The 22,081-nt window shown below is 67.5% G+C and carries 20 protein-coding genes and 1 pseudogene; 14 read left to right on the forward strand and 7 right to left on the reverse strand.

All coding sequences use genetic code 11. From position 1 onward, the window contains the following. Window positions 1–34 precede the first annotated feature (34 nt). A complete protein-coding gene (locus tag P0Y60_09125; GenBank protein ID WEK59553.1) occupies window positions 35–1,495 on the forward strand; it encodes an aspartate ammonia-lyase in 1,461 nt (486 codons plus the stop codon). Between the two features lie 78 nt (window positions 1,496–1,573). Here P0Y60_09125 and P0Y60_09130 read toward each other — a convergent pair whose 3' ends face one another. Further along, the gene (locus P0Y60_09130; protein WEK59554.1) at window positions 1,574–2,443 is read right to left on the reverse strand and encodes a fumarylacetoacetate hydrolase family protein; all 870 of its coding nucleotides are present in this window, start codon (window positions 2,441–2,443) and stop codon (window positions 1,574–1,576) included. 88 nt (window positions 2,444–2,531) lie between these two features. Here P0Y60_09130 and P0Y60_09135 point away from each other — a divergent pair, with 88 nt between their 5' ends. From P0Y60_09135 to P0Y60_09145, 3 genes are all read left to right on the forward strand, one after another. Further along, window positions 2,532–3,830, forward strand: a complete 1,299-nt coding sequence (locus P0Y60_09135; GenBank protein ID WEK59555.1) for a PrsW family intramembrane metalloprotease — start codon at window positions 2,532–2,534, stop codon at window positions 3,828–3,830. A 211-nt stretch (window positions 3,831–4,041) separates the two neighbouring features. Next, on the forward strand, window positions 4,042–4,410 hold the full coding sequence (locus P0Y60_09140; GenBank protein ID WEK59556.1) for an FKBP-type peptidyl-prolyl cis-trans isomerase: 369 nt from the start codon (window positions 4,042–4,044) through the stop codon (window positions 4,408–4,410). A 163-nt stretch (window positions 4,411–4,573) separates the two neighbouring features. Next, the gene (locus P0Y60_09145; protein WEK59557.1) at window positions 4,574–5,128 is read left to right on the forward strand and encodes a YceI family protein; all 555 of its coding nucleotides are present in this window, start codon (window positions 4,574–4,576) and stop codon (window positions 5,126–5,128) included. 28 nt (window positions 5,129–5,156) lie between these two features. Here P0Y60_09145 and P0Y60_09150 read toward each other — a convergent pair whose 3' ends face one another. Next, window positions 5,157–6,449, reverse strand: a complete 1,293-nt coding sequence (locus tag P0Y60_09150; GenBank protein WEK59558.1) for an MFS transporter — start codon at window positions 6,447–6,449, stop codon at window positions 5,157–5,159. Between the two features lie 191 nt (window positions 6,450–6,640). On the opposite strand from P0Y60_09150, the gene rpsO reads away from it, so the two are divergent. From rpsO to P0Y60_09165, 3 genes are all read left to right on the forward strand, one after another. Continuing rightward, on the forward strand, window positions 6,641–6,910 hold the full coding sequence (gene rpsO / locus P0Y60_09155) for a 30S ribosomal protein S15 (GenBank protein ID WEK59559.1): 270 nt from the start codon (window positions 6,641–6,643) through the stop codon (window positions 6,908–6,910). Window positions 6,911–7,055: 145 nt separating this feature from the next. Further along, on the forward strand, window positions 7,056–7,934 hold the full coding sequence (locus tag P0Y60_09160; GenBank protein ID WEK59560.1) for a hypothetical protein: 879 nt from the start codon (window positions 7,056–7,058) through the stop codon (window positions 7,932–7,934). Continuing rightward, the gene (locus P0Y60_09165) at window positions 7,927–8,283 is read left to right on the forward strand and encodes a transcriptional regulator (GenBank protein ID WEK59561.1); all 357 of its coding nucleotides are present in this window, start codon (window positions 7,927–7,929) and stop codon (window positions 8,281–8,283) included. The genes P0Y60_09160 and P0Y60_09165 overlap by 8 nt, the downstream gene beginning before the upstream one ends. Before the next feature lie 49 nt (window positions 8,284–8,332). Here the strand turns inward: P0Y60_09165 and P0Y60_09170 are convergent, their stop codons facing one another. Further along, window positions 8,333–9,337, reverse strand: a complete 1,005-nt coding sequence (locus tag P0Y60_09170; GenBank protein ID WEK59562.1) for a 2-oxoglutarate and iron-dependent oxygenase domain-containing protein — start codon at window positions 9,335–9,337, stop codon at window positions 8,333–8,335. 173 nt (window positions 9,338–9,510) lie between these two features. Here P0Y60_09170 and P0Y60_09175 point away from each other — a divergent pair, with 173 nt between their 5' ends. The 3 genes and pseudogenes from P0Y60_09175 to efeB all read left to right on the forward strand — a co-directional run bounded on the left by P0Y60_09175 (window position 9,511) and on the right by efeB (window position 13,029). After that, a complete protein-coding gene (locus P0Y60_09175; GenBank protein WEK59563.1) occupies window positions 9,511–10,404 on the forward strand; it encodes an FTR1 family protein in 894 nt (297 codons plus the stop codon). Between the two features lie 51 nt (window positions 10,405–10,455). Beyond that, window positions 10,456–11,689, forward strand: a pseudogene (locus P0Y60_09180) (EfeM/EfeO family lipoprotein). Between the two features lie 26 nt (window positions 11,690–11,715). Then, window positions 11,716–13,029, forward strand: a complete 1,314-nt coding sequence (efeB, locus tag P0Y60_09185) for an iron uptake transporter deferrochelatase/peroxidase subunit (GenBank protein ID WEK59564.1) — start codon at window positions 11,716–11,718, stop codon at window positions 13,027–13,029. A gap of 19 nt (window positions 13,030–13,048) precedes the next feature. Here efeB and P0Y60_09190 read toward each other — a convergent pair whose 3' ends face one another. Continuing rightward, window positions 13,049–13,912 carry a serine hydrolase gene (locus P0Y60_09190; protein ID WEK59565.1) on the reverse strand — a complete coding sequence of 288 codons (864 nt, stop codon included), beginning with the start codon at window positions 13,910–13,912 and terminating at the stop codon, window positions 13,049–13,051. 35 nt (window positions 13,913–13,947) lie between these two features. Continuing rightward, the gene (locus P0Y60_09195) at window positions 13,948–15,084 is read right to left on the reverse strand and encodes an acyltransferase family protein (GenBank protein WEK59566.1); all 1,137 of its coding nucleotides are present in this window, start codon (window positions 15,082–15,084) and stop codon (window positions 13,948–13,950) included. Window positions 15,085–15,193: 109 nt separating this feature from the next. Here P0Y60_09195 and P0Y60_09200 point away from each other — a divergent pair, with 109 nt between their 5' ends. From P0Y60_09200 to P0Y60_09210, 3 genes are read left to right on the forward strand one after another with little or no spacing between them, the layout of a single operon-like run. Beyond that, window positions 15,194–16,420: an LLM class flavin-dependent oxidoreductase gene (locus tag P0Y60_09200; protein WEK59567.1), complete on the forward strand. Its 1,227-nt coding sequence runs from the start codon at window positions 15,194–15,196 to the stop codon at window positions 16,418–16,420. A gap of 1 nt (window position 16,421) precedes the next feature. After that, window positions 16,422–17,066, forward strand: coding sequence for an FMN reductase (locus P0Y60_09205; protein WEK59568.1), 645 nt, complete (start codon window positions 16,422–16,424; stop codon window positions 17,064–17,066). A gap of 54 nt (window positions 17,067–17,120) precedes the next feature. Then, window positions 17,121–18,473: an FAD-binding oxidoreductase gene (locus tag P0Y60_09210; GenBank protein WEK59569.1), complete on the forward strand. Its 1,353-nt coding sequence runs from the start codon at window positions 17,121–17,123 to the stop codon at window positions 18,471–18,473. 6 nt (window positions 18,474–18,479) lie between these two features. On the opposite strand, the gene P0Y60_09215 is transcribed toward P0Y60_09210, so the two are convergent. Next, window positions 18,480–19,178: a response regulator gene (locus P0Y60_09215; GenBank protein WEK59570.1), complete on the reverse strand. Its 699-nt coding sequence runs from the start codon at window positions 19,176–19,178 to the stop codon at window positions 18,480–18,482. Continuing rightward, window positions 19,175–20,464, reverse strand: a complete 1,290-nt coding sequence (locus P0Y60_09220) for an ATP-binding protein (protein WEK59571.1) — start codon at window positions 20,462–20,464, stop codon at window positions 19,175–19,177. Before P0Y60_09220 ends, P0Y60_09215 begins: the two co-directional genes overlap by 4 nt. Window positions 20,465–20,607: 143 nt before the next feature. On the opposite strand from P0Y60_09220, the gene P0Y60_09225 reads away from it, so the two are divergent. Next, window positions 20,608–22,047 carry a cation:dicarboxylase symporter family transporter gene (locus P0Y60_09225; protein ID WEK59572.1) on the forward strand — a complete coding sequence of 480 codons (1,440 nt, stop codon included), beginning with the start codon at window positions 20,608–20,610 and terminating at the stop codon, window positions 22,045–22,047. The last annotated feature ends 34 nt before the right edge of the window (window positions 22,048–22,081 follow it).

The raw sequence follows: 22,081 nt of genomic DNA on the forward strand, positions 1-22,081 counted from the left end.
CTCTCACACTCGCCACGACCCACAAGGATGTGACATGGCTTCTGCCGCGCCTGCCCTTACCCGCACAGAGTCCGATTCGCTGGGAAGCATGGAGATCCCCGCCGACGCGTATTGGGGAATCCACACCGCCCGCGCGGATGCGAACTTCCCCATCACCAAGCGTCCGATCTCGGTGTATCCCGACCTGGTTCGAGCCCTGGCCATGGTCAAGCAGGCCAGCGCGCGGGCGAACCGGGAGATCGGTGTGCTCGACCCCGAGCGGGCGGACCTCATCGATCGGGCCGCACAGCGCATCATCGACGGCGAGTTCCACGATCAGTTCACGGTCGGAGTGATCCAGGGCGGTGCCGGCACATCGACGAACATGAACGCGAACGAGGTCATCACCAACGTCGCGCTCGAGATGGCGGGGCACGAGAAGGGCGACTACGCCTTCCTCTCGCCGATCGATCACACGAACCGCAGCCAGTCCACGAACGACGTGTACCCGACCGCGGTGAAGATCGGCCTGTCGCTCACCCTGCGTTCGCTGCTCGACGAACTCGACCTGCTGCGTCGGTCGTTCCTCGGCAAGGCCGGGGAGTTCCACGACATCCTCAAGGTCGGTCGCACCCAGCTGCAGGATGCCGTGCCGATGACCCTCGGCCAGGAGTTCCACGGGTTCGCGACGACCCTGGGCGAGGACCACAGCCGTCTCACCGAGAACGCCTCGCTGATGTTCGAGATCAACATGGGCGCGACGGCGATCGGTACCGGCATCACGACGCACGCCGACTACGCACCCGCCGTGCTGCGTCATCTGCGTGAGATCACCGGGCTCGACCTGTCGACCGCGACCGACCTCGTCGAGTCCACGAGCGACACCGGCTCGTTCATGTCGTTCTCCTCGACGCTGAAGCGCAATGCGATCAAGCTCTCGAAGATCTGCAACGACCTCCGCCTGCTCGCCTCCGGTCCGCAGGCCGGACTCGGCGAGATCAACCTTCCGGCGATGCAGGCCGGCTCCAGCATCATGCCGGGGAAGGTGAACCCGGTCATCCCCGAGGTCGTGAACCAGGTCGCCTTCGCCGTCGTCGGCGCTGACATGACCGTCACGATGGCTGTCGAGGGCGGGCAGCTCCAGCTCAATGCGTTCGAGCCGGTGATCGCGCACTCGATCTTCCAGTCGATCACCTGGATGCGTCAGGCTATGTGGACTCTGCGCGTCAACTGCGTGGACGGGATCACCGCCAACCGTGACCGCCTGGGCGCGATGGTCGGCGCCTCGGTCGGGGTCATCACGGCTCTCACCCCGTTCATCGGCTACGCGGCGGCCGCGGCGCTCGCGAAGACGGCGCTCCTCACGAACCGCAACGTCGCCGATCTGGTCGTCGAGGCAGGACTCATGTCGCGCGACGAGGTCATCAAGCAGCTCTCGCCGGCGCGTCTGTCCGGACTCGAGGCGGTCACCGCCGCGATTCCGATCATCGCTCCGGAGGACCTGATCGAGATCTGATCCGACGACGCGAACGGCCCTGACGAGAGATCGTCAGGGCCGTTCGTCGTCGTGTGTGCGACGTCGGTCGCTCGGGCGTCAGTCGATGATGCGGCAGTGCGTGGTGAGCTCGCCGATACCGTCGATGCCGACCGTGACGGTGGAGCGGTCACGCAGGAAGATCTGCGGGTCGCGTGAGTATCCCGCCCCTCCAGGGCTTCCCGTCGAGATCAGTGTTCCCGGCAGCAGAGTCAGCGACTGGGACAGGTGAGCGATGAGCTTGGCCACCGATCGCACCATCTGGTCGGTGGATGCGTCCTGCACGGTGTGGCCGTCGACGACGGTCCAGATGTGCAGGTCCTGCGGGTCGGCGATCTCGTCGGCGGTCACGGCGAACGGTCCGGTCGGTGTGAAGCCATCGAAGGACTTGCACCGCGACCACTGCGCCTCGGCGAACTGGACGTTGCGGGCGGTGATGTCGTTGACCACGGTGTAGCCCCACACGTGCGAGAGCGCATCGTGCTCGGCGACGTCCTTCGCCGGCTCGCCGATGAGCACGCCGAGCTCCGCCTCGTAGTCGACCGCCTCGCTGAGCGCACGCGGCCAGGATGTCGTCTGCTCGTGTCCCGTGAGCGAGTTTGGCCACAGGGTGAACACGGTCGGCGCGGCATCCGTCTTCAGCCCGAGCTCGCTCGAGTGGGCGGCGTAGTTGAGCCCGACGGCGAGCACCGCGGGCGGCGCGATGACGGCCGAGGCGAATGCCCACTCCGTGAGGGGATGCCGGGGGGCATCGCCGTCGATGAGCGCCGCGCGAAGGGCGGCGAGAGTCTCGTCGCCTCCTTCGATGAGTTGCTGCAGGGTCGCAGGAGCATCGGCGAGGAGATCAGAGACGAGGATGGCGTCGGCATCCTCCACCACGGCCAGGACGGCGCCGGGGGAGTCAGCACGGCGCAGATGAGCGAACCGCATGTCTCTACGCTACCGGGTGGGGACACCTCACGCCTGGAGGTGTCCGCCATATCGAAGCGGGATCCATTGTGGCCCATATGCTGTGGCTATGACTTCCGGAGGACCGTCCCAGCCTGAGCAGCCCTCGCCGTACACGCCACCGGCGGCATCTGGACAGCCCGCGCCGTACACGCAGCAGCAGTACTCGTCCTCCGCGTACACGCCGGCCGCTTTCTCGACGCAACAGCAGTACGCATCCGCACTCGCACAACCGACCAACTACACGCCGCCCGCGCCGGTCGCGCCGTCGCCGGCGGAATCCCTGCCCGCCCTTCCCGTGCCGACCAGGAAGGGTCGCACGGTCTCGATCTGGCTGTTCGGCATTCTGGGGTTCCTCCTGCTGGGGCTGATCGGGTACTTCGTCTGGGCGCTCGGCCCGCTCGCATCCGTGATCGGGCTGGTGCTGGCACTCATCCCGCTCACGATCGTCTTCCTCGGCGTCCGGATGATCGACCGCTGGGAACCCGAGCCGAAGCGATTGGTGTTCTTCGCGATCGCGTGGGGCGCGATCGCCGCGGTCGGACTCACGCTGCTGGTCGATGTCGGCATCACGCTGCTCGTCGGCCCGCGTGACGATGTGCTGACCGCCGTCATCCAGGCGCCGATCGTCGAAGAGTTCTGGAAGGGACTCGGCGTCTTCCTGGTCTTCCTCGTCGCCCGGCGCGCGTTCGACGGCCCCGTGGACGGCGTGGTGTACGGAGCGCTCGTCGGCGCGGGTTTCGCCTTCACCGAGAACATCCAGTACTTCGCGATCAGTCTGATCGAGGGCGGGGGAGAGGAACTCACCGTCACCTTCGTCGTGCGGGCGCTGCTCTCGCCGTTCGCGCATGCGATGTTCACCTCGTTGACCGGGTTCGCGATCGGCCTCGCTGCCCGGCGTCACGCGTCCGCCGGTACCGCCGCGGCTGCCGGCCTGCTCGGCCTCCTCGGAGCCGTCGTGCTGCACGGGCTGTGGAACGGGTCTGCCACCTTCGCCGACTTCTTCGTGCTCTACTTCACGTTGCAGGTGCCGCTGTTCGTCGGTTTCATCCTGGGCATCATCGCTCTGCGGCGTGAGGAGGCGCGTCTGACGCGCGCGCGGCTGGGAGAGTACGCCGCGGCGGGATGGTTCACGCCGGAGGAGGTCACGATGCTGGCCACCCCTGCCGGACGCAAGACCGGCCTCGCCTGGGCGGCGCAGCTCCGCGGTGATCGTCGACCGCTCATGCGCGAGTTCATCAAGGATGCGACGGCGTTGGCGTCGGTGCGGCAGCGCGCCGTCACCGGTCGCGATCCGCTCGCCGCGGACGACGAGCGGGCTCTGCTGATCCGCACCCGCGCGACCAGAGCGGCGTTGCTCGGGTACTGACGGGTCGACCGAACGGCGAAAACGCGGGCCGGGGAGAAAGACTCAGCGCCCGGTGCTGCGGCGATGCCTGCATGTCTACCGGGCGCTGAGTTGATCTGTAAACAGGGTGCACCCGGTCGTCGGGGAGTGTCAAGGCCTTCTTGCCGGGGTGTTCGCTGTGAGCAGGTGCACTCGCGTTGACCCGTCAGCGGGGCTCCGGTTGGATGGAAGCATGACTGATCGCACAAAGCCTGAGTTCGACGCCCCCACCGGTACCGCCCCCGCGGAGCTCGTGATCCGCGACCTCATCGAGGGTGACGGCACCGAGGCCAAGCCCGGCGACACCGTGACCGTGCACTACGCCGGCGTCGAGTTCGACTCCGGTGAGGAGTTCGACTCGTCGTGGGGCCGTGGTGAGACCATCCAGTTCCCGCTGCGCGGCCTGATCCAGGGATGGCAGGACGGGATCCCCGGTATGAAGGTCGGCGGACGACGCGAACTCGTCATCCCGCCCCACCTGGCCTACGGCCCTGCCGGTGGCGGACACTTCCTGTCCGGCAAGGCGCTCATCTTCATCATCGACCTGGTCGCCGTCGGCTGATCCCTTCGCTGTGTGAACGCGCCCGTCCCCTCTCCGGGGGCGGGCGCGTTGTGCACGACAGATTCTTTCCCGGCAATTCCTCATTCACGGGAATGTATTCTCGTGAATGCGAGTTGCACACTCGTATGCCGCAGATGCGGCCTTCGTCCCGTGAGGAGATCCCATGACCACCATCGACATCCCCGGTTACCGCGCAGGTACCTGGGTGCTGGACCCTTCGCACAGCGAGGTCACCTTCAGCGTCCGCCACATGATGATCTCGAAGGTGCGCGGCACCTTCGGCGTCAAGAGCGCCACGCTCGTCGCCCCCGAGAACCCCCTCGAGGCCCGCGTCGAGGCGAGCGTCGACGTGACCTCGATCGACACCAAGGACGAGGGCCGCGACACCCACCTGCGTTCGGGTGACTTCTTCGACACCGAGAACTTCCCGACCATGGAGTTCGTCTCCACCGGTGCTCGCACCGAAGGTGGCGAGCTCTTCGTCGATGGAGACCTGACGATCCGCGGCATCACCAAGCCGGTGAGCTTCGAGCTCGACTTCGGTGGCTTCGGCAGCGACCCGTGGGGCAACTACAAGGCCGGCGCATCGGCGAAGACGGTCATCAACCGCGAGGACTTCGGTCTGACCTGGAACGCCGCGCTCGAGACCGGTGGCGTGCTCGTCGGCAAGGACGTCACGATCAGCCTCGACCTGCAGGGTGCTCTGCAGCAGGACTGACCGCTTGCGATTCGAGAACCCCGGGCCCTCAGGGCTCGGGGTTCTCTGCGTCGTAGCCGCGGAATCGGGGACTGCGTCGCGCCAGGATGGCGACCAGTGCGATCACCAGGAATCCACCGAGCAGCGGCGGCACCCACAGTGCAGTGAGCGACGCCAGCGTGCCGGCATACAGGGCTCCGACGCGAGGGCCTCCGGCCACCACGACGATGAACACGCCCTGCAAGCGGCCGCGCATGCTGTCGGGTACGGCGGCCTGCATCATCGTGTTGCGGTAGATCGAGCTGACGTTGTCTGCGGCGCCCGAGAATGCGAGCGCGATGCACGCGATCACGATGAGGAGGATGTTCGGCGCCGTCTCGGTGGCCGTGGAGGAGCCGGTCGCGATGACGAGCACCAGGCCGAACACGAGGATCGCCGCGCCGTACGCCTCGACGGCACGCTCGATGCCTCGGCCGTGCCAGCGGTACTGCACGACACGACCGGAGAACAGGCTGGAGGCGAAGGTGCCGACGGCCACCGCCGCTGTGAGCAGTCCCGTCGTCAGCGCTCCGCCGCCCAGGAGCACCGTGCCCAGTGCAGGGAAGAGCACCAACGGCTGTCCGAACGTCATGGCGATGATGTCGACGATGTACTGCATCCGGATGTTGCCCGCACGACGGAGGAATCTCCACCCGTCGACCAGGGAGGCGAGTCCGGGGCGGACGACGTCACCTTCGGGGCGCAGTGCGGGCAGTGTCCACAGTCCCAGGAACATCGACAGCATGAGGACGACGTCGATCGTGTAGGTCCAGCCGTAGCCCGTGAGGGCGACGAGGAGTCCGGCCAGGGCGGGGCCGGCCATCACCGTGAGTCCGAAGGCGACGCCGTTGAGGGCGGACGCCGCGGCGAGCTTGTCGCGGGGGATGAGACGCGGCACGATCGCGGTGCGCGTCGCCATCCCGACGGAGTTCGCGGCGGAGTTGATCATGCTGAGCACGTACAGCCACCAGATCGTCTCGCCGCCCGCCCATGTGAGGGCCGCGAGCATGGCGGTGGACGCGAAGGTGATCGTGGCGGCGATGAGAGCGACCCGCCGCCGGTCGAAGGCGTCGGCGAGCATGCCGCCGTACAGGCCGGCGAGGACCATGGGGATGAGTCCGGCCACGGCGATCATCGAGACGGCGAACGTGCTGCCGGTCAGCGCGAACACGTGCAACATGACCGTGACCAGTGTGAGTTGGCCGCCGATTCCGGAGAGCGTGGAACCGATCCACATCCGCGCGAACGCCGGACTCGCCGTGAGAGGGCTCAGATCGATGAGGTGTCCGCGCCCCGCACTCATTCCGTCGTCTCGCTGTGTCGCACCATTCGAGAGTATCCGAGAGGCAGGGCCACGGGTCCGGCTTCACACGGTCGTGACGGATGTGGATGACTGATAGACTCTTCAGGTTGCCGTTTGATCGGCCGCGGATAAAGAGAGCCCACGCATCAGGCGTCGGGCGCCGCGCAACAAGCTGAAAGGGGATCGAATCTATGGCACTGGAAGCAGACGTCAAGAAGGCGATCATCGAAGAGTACGCGACGCACCCCGGTGACACCGGATCCCCCGAGGTGCAGGTCGCAATGCTGACGCAGCGCATCAAGGACCTCACCGAGCACCTCAAGGAACACAAGCACGACCACCACTCGCGTCGTGGCCTGTTCCTGCTCGTGGGTCAGCGCCGTCGTCTGCTCGGCTACCTCCAGGACGTCGACATCGCGCGTTACCGCGCGCTGATCGAGCGTCTCGGGCTTCGCCGATAAGCGACCCTGCGTTCAATCGCGCAGAACATTCTTGAGAAGGCCGTCCCAGGTGTGGGGCGGCCTTCGTTCGTTGCACGGGGTTGACCACTTCCCGACTTTCCGTTAGGAAAGTAATAACTTTCCTTCTGGAAAGAGAGGGGTCGACATGGATCAGCAGCCGATGCGGGGCGCAGCGCCGCTCGAACCGCCAACGCCCGACGTGGCGCGTCGCTACCTCGATGAGGCGGAGGCGGTGCGAGAACGGCGAAATGCACAGGTGGACACGCGTCCGCAGGGCTGGGTCACGATCGTGACCGGCGTGCTGGTCCTCGGTTTCGTCGCCTCCTCGGTCGTGGTGCTGCGCGCGGGCGACTCATCGGCTGTCAGCCTGCTCGTCTTCATCATGATCGCCACATCCCAGATCTCCTCCGGTGTCTCGGAGCGCGGCGGGGCACTGAGACATCCGACCAAGGGCCGAGTGCTCCACGGCGTCGCCCTCGGCCTCGTCTGCGCGTCCGCTGTCGCATCCTTCCTGCTCGCGATCATCAAGCAGGAGAGCGTGCCGATCCCGCTGACGCTGCTCCCGGTGCTCGTCGGCGCCGTGCTCTTCATCGCGGTCGGTGTCGTCCAACTCCGCGCGGCGCGGGGCATGATTCATCCGCCACGTCGATCCAGGCCGCCGTTCGCATGGCCGGCTCGGGGAACGACGCTGGCGCTCGGTGTGCTGCTCAGTGGGATCGTCGTGATGCGAAGCATCGCAGATCCGCTGCTGGTCTCGCTGTTCGCCATCGTCGCCGGAGCCGCGATCCTCATCGCCAGCATCGGCGCCGCCTCGGAGTGGGGCCTCGCGCATCTCGGTGAGGTGTGGCGCTGGCCGCAGTACCTGATGTTCTTCGCGGGTGTCGTCGGGGTGACCGGGACAGTGCTCCTGCAGTCGAGCGGCGTGCAGATCTCGTTCGCGATGGCGGCGGCTGTCGCCGGCGTACTCCTGGTTCTCACCCTGGCGGCATCGCTCCTCGGGCGACGTGCCGACGACCATGGCTGACACCGGGGCGGAGCGGGGCGCTCATCCTCGGACCCGTCTCGACGACAACTTCTCCACCCCGGTGAGGTTCTCGATCCTCGCTTCGTTGGGTGACGGCGTCGAGCTCGACTTCGCGAGCCTCGCCGGCGTGCTCCAGGCGAGTGATTCCGTGGTGAGCAAGGGCATCGCGCACCTTCAGGATGCCGGCTACGTCTCGACGCGGAAGGCATACGTCGGCACGCGACCGCGCACCTGGATCCGCTCCACCGACGCCGGCCAGCGCGCCTTCTCCGGGCATCTGCGAGCGTTGCGGGAGATCGTCGAACTCGGGGGAGGCCAGCTCTCGTGGGCGGCGGAGCGCGAGACCTGAACCGTTGCGCGATCGGAGGCGCTCGACGGGGAGTCGAGCGCCTCGACCGTCACGCCGAAGCGCCGACGAGGTCCGCGTGGTGGATGGCGGCGACGTCGGGGTGCGCGCGCAGACGCGACTTGAGCGCGTTCTCGCCGTAGAGGGCGTGGATCGGGTTGCTGGGATCATCGGTGACGCCGTTGGCCGCAGCCGCCAGCTCTTCGGGGAGCTCGATCAGCGGGAGGCGCTTGTCGAGGGCCGGGTTGAAGAAGAACGGGATCGAGATGCGCTCGTTCGGTGCCTGCGGCGACACGACGCGGTGGTTCGTCGCCTTGAGGTAGCCGCCGGTGGCGTACTCGAGGAGCTCGCCGATGTTCACGACGAACGCGCCGGACACCGGGGGAGCATCGACCCACGCGCCGTCGCGCTCGACCTGGAGTCCGCCCTTGCCCGGCTCCACCCAGAGGAGGGTGAGCACGCCCGAGTCCTTGTGGGCGCCGACCCCCTGCTGGGGCTCGGGTTCGTGCGTGCCGGGGTAGCGGACGATCTTGATCAGCGTCGACGGCTCACCGAAGTGCTCGTCGAAGTATGTCTCGTCGGCACCCAGGGTCTGCGCCCAGGCGCGGAGGAGCTTGCGGGCGACCTCCGAGAGCGTCGCGTGCCACTCGGCGACGACGTCCTGCAACTCGGGCTGAGCCGCGGGCCAGAGGTTCGGGCCGACCAGACGGTTGAAGGCGGGGCCTCCGTCGATCGCCTCGCGCTCGGGGCCGATGTCGATCTGCTCACGCCAGTCGACCTTGCCCTGCGTACGTTCGCCACCGACACGGGTGTACCCGCGGAAGTGCGGGCTGTTCACGTTCTCGATCGCGAGCTTGTCGGCATCGGGCAGCGCGAAGAAGTCGAGAGCGGCCTGGTGCAGACGGGCTTCGAGCTCGGCGGAGATGCCGGTGCCGGTGAGGTAGAAGAACCCGACGTCATGCGTCGCGGCTCGCAGGTCGTCGCGGAATCGGGCGGCGGCCTCGGGCCCGTCGTCCAGCTGGGAGAGGTCGAGGATGGGGAGCGAGAGTTCAGCCATGACCCGAGAGTAGATCCGCTTGCTCGGAGCGTGGCGGAGTGTTGCGTCGCGTTACTTCCGGCTGCCGTCTCGGCGACGGGGGAGGACCGGTGATCGGATTTCGTCCGTGCGGTGCTAGAGTCTCGTTGGTAAGGGCTGCCTTACCTCAGTTTTCGTCAGAGAGTTCCCGTCCCGTGCTCGCCACTTTCCTGATCGGCCTCCGCGAAGGCCTTGAAGCCGCACTCGTCGTCGGCATCCTCGTCGCCTACCTCCGCAGGCTCGGTCGATCGGATGCGCTTCCGCGTCTGTGGACCGGCATCGCTCTCGCCATCGTCCTCGCGCTCGGCATCGGCGCCATCCTCACCTTCGGCGCATACTCATTGACGACCGAAGCGCAGGAGCTCATCGGCGGTCTGCTCTCGCTGCTCGCGGTGGCGATGGTCACCTGGATGATCTTCTGGATGCAGCGCGCGGGGCGAACGATGAAGTCGACGCTCGAGGGCGGCATCGACCGCGCGCTCACCGAGGGCGGACTCTGGGCCCTCATCGCGATCGGCTTCGTGTCCGTGGCCCGCGAGGGCATCGAGACGACGCTTCTGCTGTGGTCGATGGTGCAGTCGTTCGGCGATGCGCCGTCCGCTCTGCTGGGCACGCTCCTCGGCCTCGTGGCCGCCGTCGTGATCGGCTGGCTGATCTCACGCGGAGCGGTGACGCTCGACCTGCGTCGCTTCTTCGCCTGGACCGGCGGGTTCCTCGTGATCGTCGCCGCCGGCGTGCTGGCCTACGCCTTCATGGATCTGCAGGAGGCCGGAGCGCTGCCGGGGCCGTTCACCGCCGCCGCCACGCTCGATCCCGATCTCGGGTGCCGTCGCTATCGGTTGGGCGGGCTTCCCGTTCGGCTGGGCCTTCGACGTCTCGGCCGCCATCGCCCCGAGTGGACCGCTGGCCGCGATCCTGCAGGCGACCATCGGCTTCATGCCGGCGATGACCTGGTTGCAGGTCGTCGGCTGGGTTCTGTACATCGCCATCGTCGGATCGCTCTACATCCGCGGACTCCGTTCGCGCCGTCCTCGCCCGCCGCAGCCTGATGCGGACCCGAGTGACGACACGACGACCTCTCTCACACAGCAAGGAGCAGCATGACCATCTCCCATCGCATCCTCGGTGCGCTTGCGGCCACCGGGGCGGCAGCGCTCGTCCTGAGCGGTTGCGTCGCGAAGAGCGACGTCGACGCGGCAGGCGCCTTCGACGTCTCCTCCACCGATTCCGACGTGCGCCGTCTCCGACTCGACGGCCGCGAGCGGCACGCTCACCTTCGCGGTCACGAACAACACCGATCAGGTGTCGGAGTTCTACCTGCTGGCCGAAGACGGTCTGCGCATCGTCGGCGAGGTCGAGAACATCGCCCCCGCGGCCTCGCGCACCTTGACCGTGGTGGCGCAGCCCGGGGAGTACTTCACCCTGTGCAAGCCGGGCATGCTCGGTGAAGGCGTCGGCAAGGCGTCGTTCACGGTCACCGGTGACCGCGTGACGGTCGACGGACCCGATGCCGAGCAGAAGCAGCAGGCGGTCGACCTCTACGCGGCGTTCGTCAAGGACCAGGTCGGACAGCTCGTCCCCGCGGTCGAGGATCTCGTCGCGGCATACGAGTCGGGCGATGACGCGGCCGCGAAGGAGCTCTTCCCGCAGACGCGTGCGTACTACGAGCGCATCGAGCCCGTCGCCGAGGCGCTCGGCGACCTCGACCCGCGCATCGACTACCGCGAGGTGGACGCCGTCGCCGAGGGCCTGGACTGGACCGGATTCCACCGCATCGAGAAGGATCTGTGGGTGCCGGCGAAGGATGCGCTGAACGCCGACGGCGAGACGCCGGCGTGGCAGGACTGGGCGCCGTCGACTCCCGACGAGCGCGCCGACTTCGGCGACCTGCTGCTCGCCGACGTGCAGGAGCTGTACGACTACGTGCATTCGGACGACTTCACGACCGCTCTCGACGACCAGGGCATCGGTGGCATCTCGAACGGCGCGATCGCTCTGCTCGACGAGGTCGCGACCGGCAAGATCTCCGGTGAAGAGGACTGGTGGTCGGGAACCGACCTCTACGACTTCGCCGCCAACGTCGAGGGATCCAAGATGGCCTTCTCGCTCGTGCAGGACTTCGCGGCCGCACAGGGCGACGACGGTGCAGCTCTCGTCGCGGAGATCGAAGACGGGTACGCCGCGCTCGAAGCCTCGCTCGCCGCGCACGGTTCGCTGGCCGACGGCTTCGTCGGATACTCCGAGCTCACCGATGCGAACAAGCGGGAGTTCACCGATCTGATCAACGCACTGGCCGAGCCGCTGTCGCAGCTCACCGGCACGGTTCTGGACTGAGCCCCGGAACGGATACGATCACCCACGTGAATGAACGAGGAACGGATGCCGCGGGCGGCGACACGTCGAACGCCGAGCAGAACGCGGCATCCGCTCCTCGGGGGCTGAGTAGACGAGGTCTGCTCGGTCTCGCAATCGGTGGGGGAGTCGCGGGACTCGCCGTCGGCGCGGGGGCGGGCCTCGCGGGAGGTATCGCGATGGGCCGCGCGGAGTCGGGTGGTGCGGCCGCCGCGCCCTACGACTTCTTCGGCTCGCACCAGGCAGGGATCACGACGGCGGTGCAGGATCACCTGCACTTCGCGTCGTTCGACATGATGCCGCGTTCCGGCCGGGATGATCTGATCTCGCTGCTGCAGGATTGGTCGTATGCCGCATCGCGCATGACCCAGGGCCTCGAGGTCAGCGCAACGGGCGCTGTCGGTGGCCCGGCCGAGCAGCCGCCGGAGGACACGGGTGAGGCGCTCGGACTGCCGGCCGCCGGGCTGACGATCACGATCGGATTCGGCCCCGGGCTGTTCCAGAACGATGACGGCGACCGCTACGGCATCGCCGCCCGACGTCCGAAGGGGCTCGAACGGCTCCCGGCGTTCCTCGGCGACGACCTCGACCCTCAGGCGTCGCAGGGTGACCTCTGCATCCAGGCCTGTGCGGACGATCCCCAGGTCGCGGTGCACGCGATCCGCAATCTCAGCCGGATCGCCTTCGGTCGCGCTCGCCTGCGGTGGTCGCAGCTGGGTTTCGGCAAGACCTCTCGCACGACGGCGACAGCGGCGACCCCGCGCAACCTGTTCGGGTTCAAGGACGGCACTGCCAACATCCTCGCCGATGACACCGCGGCACTCGAAGAGCATGTGTGGGTGGCTGACGGCGATGAGCCGGCGTGGCTCGCCGGGGGTTCCTACCTCGTCGCCCGCAAGATCGCGATGCTGATCGAGACGTGGGATCGCGTGCGTCTGTCGGAGCAGGACGCGATCATCGGTCGGGACAAGGGGCAGGGCGCTCCTTTGTCGGGAGGCGATGAGTTCACCGCGCCGAACTTCGGCGGCGGGTCGATCGACGTGAACAGCCATGTTCGTCTCGCGCACCCGGAGCAGAACGACGGCATCCGCATCCTCCGCCGCGGGTACAACTACGTCGACGGCAACAACGACCTCGGTCGTCTGGACGCCGGTCTCTTCTTCCTCTCCTACCAGCGCGATCCGGCGCAGTTCATCACCCTGCAGCGCCGCCTGTCGACCGACCTCATGAACGAGTACATCCGCCATGTCGGCTCGGGTATCTGGGCGATCCCTCGGGGTGCGAGGGCGGGGTCCTACGTGGGCGCCGAGCTCTTCGCCTGACGGCCGGTCTCCGCACAGCTCAGGCTTCCAACCTCCCCACGACGAACTCCGCCATCGCGTCCGCCCCGAAGTGGTCGTCGGCGGTGAAGGTGACGACGGCGTCGCCGGAGAAGATGACCAACTGCCCGTAGGCGCCGTGCAGACGCCACGCCTGCCCGGGGCCGCCCCACCCCGCGAGGGCGTAGCGGTCGTATGACGGACTGTCGCCGGCCACGACCCAGTCGGTGTGCATCGCATCGATCCACTCGGGAGAGATCAGCGCGCGGTTCCCCCACCGACCACGGTCGCGGATGAGGCGACCGATGCGCGCCATCTCCTCCGTCCGCAGGTGCAGTCCGCCACCGGCGATGATCCGTCCGTTCGGGCACCGTTCCCACTCGACGCGCTCGATCCCCAGAGGGGCGAAGAGCCGTGGTCCGAGGTACTCCGCCACATCGCCCACGGCGGTCGAGAGCACGCGCATCGCCGTGTAGGTGCTGGCGTTCGAGTATTGGAACACCCGCCCCTGCGAGGGTCGTCGGAGGAACTCGGTCGCGAGGTCGGGCCAGTCGGTCATCATGGTCTCCGACCACGGGAGGTCGATTCCGCTGGTCATGGTCAGCAGGTGGCGCAGGGTCACCTCGTCGACGCCGGCTCCGAGGTCGACGCCGGGCAAATGATCCGCGATCGGCGCGTCGACATCGATCACCCCCTCGTCCGCCGCCATGCCGACGGCGAGCACGCACACGCCCTTGGAGACGGATTGGATGTCGACAGGCAGGTCGTCCATCCACCGGTGCTCGGCCACGTCATCGCCGATGAGCACGTGCAGACCCCGCATGCCGAAACCGGAGGTCTCCGTCTGCTGCACGATGAGGTCGCGGACTGTCTGCGCACGGGTCACGGCTCCACGCTACCGGGTGACGCGGCCGGTCCTGCTCAGGGCTGACGCGGCCGACGCGACCCGGTGGGATCGTTGCGACGTCCTTCCCGCGACGCCAATGCGGGGTCGACGAACAGCCACTTCGGACGGGGCTCGACCAGCGGCCGGAACACGCGGCGAACGGGCTTGGTCGCCAGGGCCAACGCGACGACCACCGACAGGATCGTGACCAGGGGGAGCCAGATCCACGTCGGCTCCAGGTCGCGGAGGATCCCGGTCTCACGGAACGGGTAGAGCACGAAGGAGTGCAGCAGGAAGACGTACATCGTGTACTGGCCGAATGTCGTCCACCAGTGCGTTCCCCGGGGGATCAGCGCGAAGAAGGAGACGCTCAGGAGCACCGCGAGCAGCATCAGCGCGAGGCGCACGCCACCGGCCCACCACTGCTCGCCGCCGAGGTCCGCATAGGAGTCCTCGTAGAAGAGCCAGTGGCGCAGATCCACCGCCTGCCACACAGGGAGCCAGTTCCACGCAGCCCATCCGGTCGCTCCGATCACGGCGATCGCAGCCGCGCGAACCCACCAGGGGCGGAAGTCCAGGAGTCGGAGGCGGGCCACGATGTCGTGCTCCCGGATCCACCAGCCGAGGGCGAAGAAGGGCAGGAGTCCGAGGGTGCGTGAGAGCGAGAAGGTGCTGTCGACGTTCGGGAGGTACCCGACGCCGATCGAGATCGCGACCGTCCAGACGAGCGGCCAGCGCAGCAGCGCCAGGTACGGCAGCACGAGCCGGAAGATGCCCAGGGCGAGCAGGAACCACAGGGTCCACGACGGTTTGGTGATGTTCGGGTTCGCCTGACCCTCGACCAGCCATTTCGTGAGCGTCCAGAGGAGTTCGAAGATCACATAGGGGACGAGGATGTCGGTGATCACGCGGGCCATCTGGGTCTTGGTCGGCGAGCCGGACTTGGAGAAGTAGCCCGAGATGATCGCGAACGCCGGCATGTGGAAGGCGTAGAGCGTCAGGTAGAACGCGAACGCGATGTCGGAGTCGTAGATCAGGCGTTGGATCGCGTGTCCGAGCACGACCAGCACGATGCACAGGTAGCGCGCGTTGTCCCAGAACGGAACGCGTCGTCGAGGTCTGGCGACCGCACCGGTCGAGGGTCCTGCGATGTCCGCGCCGGCGCTGTTCATCCTTCGAGGCTACTCGGGGAATAAAGTTGCTCGTGTCGCGTTGACTCATATACATTCAAATGAATAGAAACGGATGCACGACGTCCGATTCGGAGAAGACGGAGCAATCATGAGCGAGCAGTCAGGCGCGCAGGCGATGCAGTTCGGCATCATGTCGGTCAGCGACATCACCCGCGATCCCACCACGGGAGTCACGCCCAGTGAGCAGGAGCGGATCAAAGCGACCCTCGCGATCGCCACGCACAGCGAAGAGGTCGGCCTCGACGTGTTCGCGATCGGCGAGCACCACAACCCTCCGTTCTGGTCGTCCAGCCCCACGACGTTCCTCGCGGCGCTCGCTGCTCAGACCGAGCGCCTGATCGTCTCGACGTCCACGACGCTGATCACCACGAACGATCCGGTGCGCATCGCCGAGGAGTACGCGATGCTCCAGCACGTGTCCGATGGCCGCATGGACCTGATGCTCGGCCGCGGCAACACCGGCCCGGTCTATCCCTGGTTCGGCCAGGACATCCGCCAGGGTCTTCCGCTCGCGATCGAGAACTACGCGCTGCTGCACAAGCTGTGGCGTGAGGACGTGGTCGACTGGGAGGGCAAGTTCCGCACCCCCCTGCAGGGCTTCACCTCGACGCCCCGGCCGCTCGACGGCGTCGCGCCGTTCGTGTGGCACGGATCGATCCGCACCCCGGAGATCGCCGAGCAGGCCGCGTATTACGGCGACGGCTTCTTCGCCAACAACATCTTCTGGCCCAAGGAGCACTACCAGCGTCTGATCGAGTTGTACCGTCAGCGCTACGCCCACTACGGTCACGGCACACCCGAGCAGGCCATCGTCGGTCTCGGCGGCCAGGTCTTCATGGCGGCGAAGTCGCAGGACGCGGTGGATCAGTTCCGTCCGTATTTCGACAACGCCCCGGTGTACGGTCACGGTCCGAGCATGGAGGACTTCACCGAGATGACTCCGCTCACCGTCGGTTCGCCGCAGCAGGTGATCGACCGCTATGCCGCGATGCGCGACTACTACGGCGACTACCAGCGCCAGCTGTTCCTGATCGATCACGCGGGTCTTCCGCTGAAGACCGTGCTCGAGCAGCTCGACATCCTGGGCTCCGAGGTCGTGCCCGTGCTCCGCAAGGAGCTGGCGAACAACCGTCCGGTCGCCGTCCCGGATGCCCCCACGCACGCTGCGCGGGTGAAGGCCGAGTTCGGCGACGGACCGACGCGTCAGGCTCGTCCCGGCGCGAACCGTGGGGACAACCTCACAGGAGACTCCCCGTACCAGGACACGCCGGCACCCGCCGGTGCCGCCTTCGGGCTCAGCCGGAAAGAGGCCTGAGATGACCACGCGACGGATCGCCGTCGTCTCCGCCGGGCTCTCCAATCCGTCGTCGACGCGGATGCTCGCCGATCGCCTCGCCGCCGAGACGGTGAAGGCGCTCGCGGCACACGACATCGACGCGACGGTCGATGTGATCGAGCTGCGCGACTACGCGCACGACATCACGAACAACCTGCTCACGGGGTTCGCGCCGCCCGCGCTGGAGACCGCGATCAACACGGTCGTCTCTGCGGACGCGCTGATCGCCGTCACGCCCATCTTCTCCACGAGCTACAACGGGCTGTTCAAATCGTTCATCGACGTGCTCGACCCGGATGCACTCACGGGGAAGCCCGTGTTGATCGGCGCGAATGCGGGGACGGCCCGTCACTCGTTGGCGATCGACTACGCGATCCGCCCGTTGTTCGCCTACCTGCATGCGGACGCGGTGTCGACCGGGGTCTTCGCGGCCTCCAGTGACTGGGGCGGCGCGGGCGATGACGTGGCGCCGCTGGCCAAGCGCGTCGAGAAGGGTGCGCGCGAGCTGGCCGAGGCCGTCTCGCGGCGCGAGAGCACGGCGGTCGTGGACCCGTACGACCCGGCGACCTACCTCGGTGAAGGCCGGTCGTTCGGGCACATGCTGGGCGGTCTCGCCGGCGAGTAAGCACCGGGGCGTGACGCCATCGACAATGTCCGAGGGGCATCGTACGGTGGCGTCATGCCCCGTTTCTCTGCACTGGAACATGTTCGCGGCACGCTGACCGGATCCCTCCTCGTCCCGACAGATGAGGGGTTCGACACGGCGCGCAGGCCCTGGAATCTGGCGATCGATCAGCATCCGGTCGCGGTATCCGTGCCGGCAGACGTGGCCGACCTGCGTGCGCTGCTTGAGGCCGCAGCCGACGACGGTGTACCGGTGTCGGTGCAGCCCGGTGGGCACGGGGCCTCGGGCAGTCTGACAGGCGCTCTGTTGGTGCGCATGGCGGCCTTCGACGACCTCGACATCGATCTCGAGAGCGGCACGGCGCGTATCGGTGCCGGTGTGCGCTGGGGGCGTGTCGTCGATGCGCTGGAGGGAACGGGATGGGTGGCGCCGGCGGGCACGAGTCCGGTGGTCTCCGTGACGGGGTACACGCTCGGCGGGGGACACTCCTGGTTCAGCCGCACGGCGGGACTCGGTTCCGACAACCTCCGCGCCGCCTGGGTGCTGCGCACTGACGGCACCCACGAGCGCGTCGACGACGAGAGCGAGCCTGATCTCATGTGGGCCCTTCGCGGTGCCGGTGGCATCGTCGGCATCGTCACCGCGATCGAGATCGATCTCGTCCCGGCGCCGACGCTCTGGGGGACATCCCTCGTGTTCGATGCCTCAGATGCCCCGACCGTCCTGCGCGCGGTGCGTGATCTGTCGGCGCACGCCCCAGCCACGCTGAACGTGTTCACGAACTCGATGCGCATGCCCGATGTCCCTCAGCTGCCTCCGGAGATCCGTGGCCGGAGTTTCGTGACCGTGCAGGCGCTGTCCGTCGCCGGCGATGCGGATGCCCTTCTGCGTGCACTGCGCTCCTCTGCGACGGCGCGACGTGAGGTGGTCGGGGCGACGTCGCCGGCACGCCTCAGTGCGCAGTCGACAGAACCGACCGAACCGACCGCCAGCCGTGGCGCCTCCGTAGCGCTGGCCGAGCTCGACGACGCCACGATCGACGCGTTGATCACGTATCGGGATCGACCTGAGCAGGCGACGATCATCGGTATCGACGTCCGCATGTTGGGAGGCGCACTCGACGCCCCGCGGCGGGAGGGGTTCGCCTCCCTGGAGGGCGCAGCGTGGATCGCCTACGCTCTCGCGCCGCTCTTCCCGGATGCCCCACGCGAGCCCGGAGACCTGAGCCTGTCCGGCTTCCGGGAGTTGCTCGCCCCGGCGAAGGCGCAGCGCACCGTACCGACGTTCCTCAGCCCGGATGAGAATCTGGAGCACGCAGCGCCGGATGCCGACATCGAGCGATTGCGCGCCGTGCGTGCGCGACTCGATCCTTCCGGCCTGCTCCACGAGGGGCGTCTCCCGCGCTGACGAGGGTCACCGCCCGCCGAGCTCCGACCCATATTTCCAGCTGTACTCGGTCTCCGGCCTTCCACGGGCGCCGTAGCGCGCGCCGCGATGCACCAGTCCCTCTGCGGCGAGGTGCTCCAGATAGCGGCGCACTGCGACGCGTGACATCCCCAGATGCTCAGCCGCCTCCGTGGCGGACAGGGGACCGGACGCACGGATCTCGGTCGTGACACGGTCGAGCGAGCCTGCGGAGAGCCCCTTGGGGAGCGAGATCGGTCCGGTCGCACGTCCCAGCAGCGCATCGATCTCGGCCTGCGTCGCCTGACCCGCCGTCGTGGTCGCCTGGCTGCGATGCTCGCGGTACTGCGTCATCCGCTCCTGGAACACGGCGAACGGAAAAGGCTTGACGAGGTACTGGAACACACCGAGCGCCGCCATCTGCCGAACGGTCTCCGCCTCGCGCACCCCGGTGATGGCGATCACATCCACCGCTGTCGCGCGCGCCCGGAGAGTGCGCAGCACGTCGATCCCCGAGCCGTCCGGCATCGTGACGTCGAGCAGCACGAGATCGAACGCGTCGGGGCCGGGTCGCTCGAGCACGGCGGTCACGGCTGCGCGGGCACCGGAGCATTCTCCGGCGACGACGAACCCGTCGATCCGCGCGAGATAGTCGCGATGCAGCTCGAGAGTGAGGGCGTCGTCGTCGACGAGCAGTGTGCGGATCATCGACGGCTCCTGCGCAAGGGCGCCCGGGGCAGGACGACACGGAATCGCGTCGGGTTCGCGAAGACCTCGACCGTGCCGCCGGCATCCGTCACCACCGAACGGACGAGCGCCAGTCCCACCCCACGCCCGTCGGTCCCTGTCGGCTTCGTCGAGAATCCCTGCGTGAAGATCCGCTCCGTCAGCTCCGGCGGTACCCCCGGCCCGCTGTCGGCGACCTCGAGCACGATGCCGCCCGCATCAGAGGGGCTCAGAGCGACGCTGACCCACCTCTCACCGGTGCTGCTCTCGGACGCGGCGTCCATCGCGTTGTCGATGAGGTTCCCCAGCACCGAGACGCTGTCGACGACGGAGAGCGGCGAGCGCGGAGTGTCGGGCGCGATGAGTGCACGCCAGTCGACACCCCGTTCCTTCGCCTGCGATGCCTTGCCCAGCAGCAGCGCACCCACGGTCGGGTCGCCGTGTCGCCGCGCCGTCACCTGGTCGACGAGCGACTGACTCTGTCGCGAGGTCTCCGTCAGGATCTCGATCGCCTCGGCCGTGCGCCCGAGCTCGAGCAGGGCGACGGCCGTGTGCATCCGGTTTCCGTGCTCGTGCGTCTGCGCCCGCAGGGCATCGCCCAACGTGCGGATCGATTCGTACGACGACACGGCATCACGCACCTGGCCCGGCGGCAGGTCGCCGGTGATGCCGCGCGTGAGTCGACGAGCGCCCCAGGCGCCGAGCGCGCCGAGTCCCACGAGTGCGGCGGTGATGCCGAGGGAGAGCGGGATGCGGCGGATCAGTGTGTCCGCGATCGATTCCGTCGTCACCCCCGCAGCGACCCATCCGAGTAGATCTCCCTCCGATGAGGTCACCGGGACGATCGTGCGCACCGACGGGCCGAGCGTGCCCGTGAAGACCTCGGTGAGCGTGCGCGGGGTGTCGGGGATGGTCCCGAGGTAGCGTTCGCCGATCTCGTCCACATCCGGGTGGGTGATGCGTACGCCGTCCACCGTCATGATCGTCACGAAGTCGAGCTCCGCGTTGTCGACGACAGCCATCGCATACGGCTCCAGCGCGATCGTCGCCGATTCCGGATCGGCACCTTCGAGAGCGAAGGTCACGACAGGCGAAGAGGCGATCGTGACAGCGGTGGCGGCGGTGACCCGCTCCGCCTCCGCATGCGTCGCGCGCTGCGCCTCCACCACAAGGAACACGGCCACCGCCACGCCGATCACGACGACGGCGGCGAGGACGAGCAGGAACACCCGGGATGCGGTGCTGCGTGCGGCGGCGGCCCGGGGCATCGCATCTCCGATCTTCGATGGTCGAGGTAGTGACCAATACGACCACAAATGGTGGCTCCGTGTGAAGTCGGCGACCGTGGGGTAACCGCCGGCACTGAGGCTGACGGTCATGAGACGACGACGTTCATGAGCAAGGAGAAGACATGGCCATCACGACGGGGTTCACACTTCCGGGGTTCCACTGGCGGCGAGGGAAGCAGGCCTGGGACCGCCACACCTGGCTGTACGTGTCGGTGCTGATCGCGGTCGTGCTGGGAGCACTGGTCGGGCTCATCTGGCCGGAGGTGGGACAGAGCTTCGAGGCGCTCGGCAAGGGCTTCGTGGCGCTGATCAAGATGATGATCGCGCCGATCATCTTCTGCACGATCGTGGTCGGCGTCGGATCGATCGCGAAGGCGGCCACGGTCGGCAAGATCGGCGGTCTCGCGCTGCTGTACTTCATGGTCATGTCGACCTTCGCTCTCGCGATCGGCCTCGTGGTGGGCAACATCATCCACCCCGGTGCGGGCCTCGACATGGCGGGCTCGACGTACGACGGCGAGGCGGGGGAGGCGAAGAGCACGCAGGACTTCGTGCTGGGCATCATCCCGACCACCTTCTTCTCCGCGTTCACCGGAGAGAGTGTGCTGCAGGTGCTCTTCATCGCGCTTCTCGTGGGCTTCGCGCTGCAGGGGCTCGGCGATAAGGGCGCCCCCATCATGGACGCGGTGAAGAACCTGCAGAAGCTGGTGTTCCGCATCCTGGGCATGATCCTCTGGCTGGCGCCGATCGGCGCATTCGGCGCCATCGCCGCGGTCGTCGGCAAGACCGGTATCGCGGCGATCTGGAGCCTCGGCATCCTCATGATCGCCTTCTACATCACCTGCATGGTCTTCATCGTCGCCGTCCTCGGGACGTTGCTGTGGGCGGTGACGCGGGTGAACATCTTCAGCCTGATCAAGTATCTGGCGCGGGAGTACCTGCTGATCGTGGGCACCTCGTCGTCGGAGTCCGCGCTGCCGCGGCTGATCGCGAAGATGGAGCACCTGGGTGTCTCCAAGCCGGTCGTGGGGATCACCGTGCCCACGGGATACTCCTTCAACCTCGACGGCACGGCCATCTACCTCACGATGGCATCGCTGTTCATCGCGACCGGGATGGGACAGCCCATGTCGATCGGGGAGCAGATCGGTCTGCTGGTGTTCATGATCATCGCCAGCAAGGGCGCGGCAGGGGTCACCGGTGCAGGCCTTGCGACACTGGCCGGAGGACTGCAGGCGTATCGTCCCGATCTCGTCGACGGGGTCGGTGTGATCGTGGGCATCGATCGCTTCATGTCCGAGGGTCGCGCACTGACGAACTTCACCGGCAACGCGGTCGCCACACTGCTCATCGGCACCTGGACGAAGCAGATCGATCGTGACCGCACGCGTCAGGTGCTCGGCGGGCAGCTTCCCTTCGAGGAGTCGATGCTCGACGGTGTCGATGGGCACGGGATGTCGGACGATACGAATGCCGTCGACGTGCAGGGGCTGAAGGACTCGGCCCTCACCGAGATGGCGGCCAAGGAGGAACGGGCGCGGGCCCGGGCGGCGGGGAACTGACCTGCTCCGGGCGGCGAGGTACGACAGGTGAGGG

Source organism: Candidatus Microbacterium colombiense (assembly GCA_029203165.1).
In the GTDB taxonomy this organism is placed as follows: domain Bacteria; phylum Actinomycetota; class Actinomycetes; order Actinomycetales; family Microbacteriaceae; genus Microbacterium; species Microbacterium colombiense.

Excerpts from the sequence above, each read along its gene's own strand:
- P0Y60_09225 (WEK59572.1), top strand. The coding sequence starts at position 20,608 with ATGGCCATCACGACGGGGTTCACACTTCCGGGGTTCCACTGGCGGCGA.
- P0Y60_09220 (WEK59571.1), bottom strand. The coding sequence starts at position 20,464 with ATGCCCCGGGCCGCCGCCGCACGCAGCACCGCATCCCGGGTGTTCCTG.
- P0Y60_09170 (WEK59562.1), bottom strand. The coding sequence starts at position 9,337 with ATGGCTGAACTCTCGCTCCCCATCCTCGACCTCTCCCAGCTGGACGAC.
- P0Y60_09205 (WEK59568.1), top strand. The coding sequence starts at position 16,422 with ATGACCACGCGACGGATCGCCGTCGTCTCCGCCGGGCTCTCCAATCCG.
- rpsO (WEK59559.1), top strand. The coding sequence starts at position 6,641 with ATGGCACTGGAAGCAGACGTCAAGAAGGCGATCATCGAAGAGTACGCG.
- P0Y60_09140 (WEK59556.1), top strand. The coding sequence starts at position 4,042 with ATGACTGATCGCACAAAGCCTGAGTTCGACGCCCCCACCGGTACCGCC.
- P0Y60_09200 (WEK59567.1), top strand. The coding sequence starts at position 15,194 with ATGAGCGAGCAGTCAGGCGCGCAGGCGATGCAGTTCGGCATCATGTCG.
- P0Y60_09135 (WEK59555.1), top strand. The coding sequence starts at position 2,532 with ATGACTTCCGGAGGACCGTCCCAGCCTGAGCAGCCCTCGCCGTACACG.
- P0Y60_09150 (WEK59558.1), bottom strand. The coding sequence starts at position 6,449 with ATGAGTGCGGGGCGCGGACACCTCATCGATCTGAGCCCTCTCACGGCG.
- P0Y60_09165 (WEK59561.1), top strand. The coding sequence starts at position 7,927 with ATGGCTGACACCGGGGCGGAGCGGGGCGCTCATCCTCGGACCCGTCTC.
- P0Y60_09210 (WEK59569.1), top strand. The coding sequence starts at position 17,121 with ATGCCCCGTTTCTCTGCACTGGAACATGTTCGCGGCACGCTGACCGGA.
- P0Y60_09125 (WEK59553.1), top strand. The coding sequence starts at position 35 with ATGGCTTCTGCCGCGCCTGCCCTTACCCGCACAGAGTCCGATTCGCTG.
- P0Y60_09215 (WEK59570.1), bottom strand. The coding sequence starts at position 19,178 with ATGATCCGCACACTGCTCGTCGACGACGACGCCCTCACTCTCGAGCTG.
- P0Y60_09130 (WEK59554.1), bottom strand. The coding sequence starts at position 2,443 with ATGCGGTTCGCTCATCTGCGCCGTGCTGACTCCCCCGGCGCCGTCCTG.
- P0Y60_09195 (WEK59566.1), bottom strand. The coding sequence starts at position 15,084 with ATGAACAGCGCCGGCGCGGACATCGCAGGACCCTCGACCGGTGCGGTC.
- P0Y60_09145 (WEK59557.1), top strand. The coding sequence starts at position 4,574 with ATGACCACCATCGACATCCCCGGTTACCGCGCAGGTACCTGGGTGCTG.
- P0Y60_09160 (WEK59560.1), top strand. The coding sequence starts at position 7,056 with ATGGATCAGCAGCCGATGCGGGGCGCAGCGCCGCTCGAACCGCCAACG.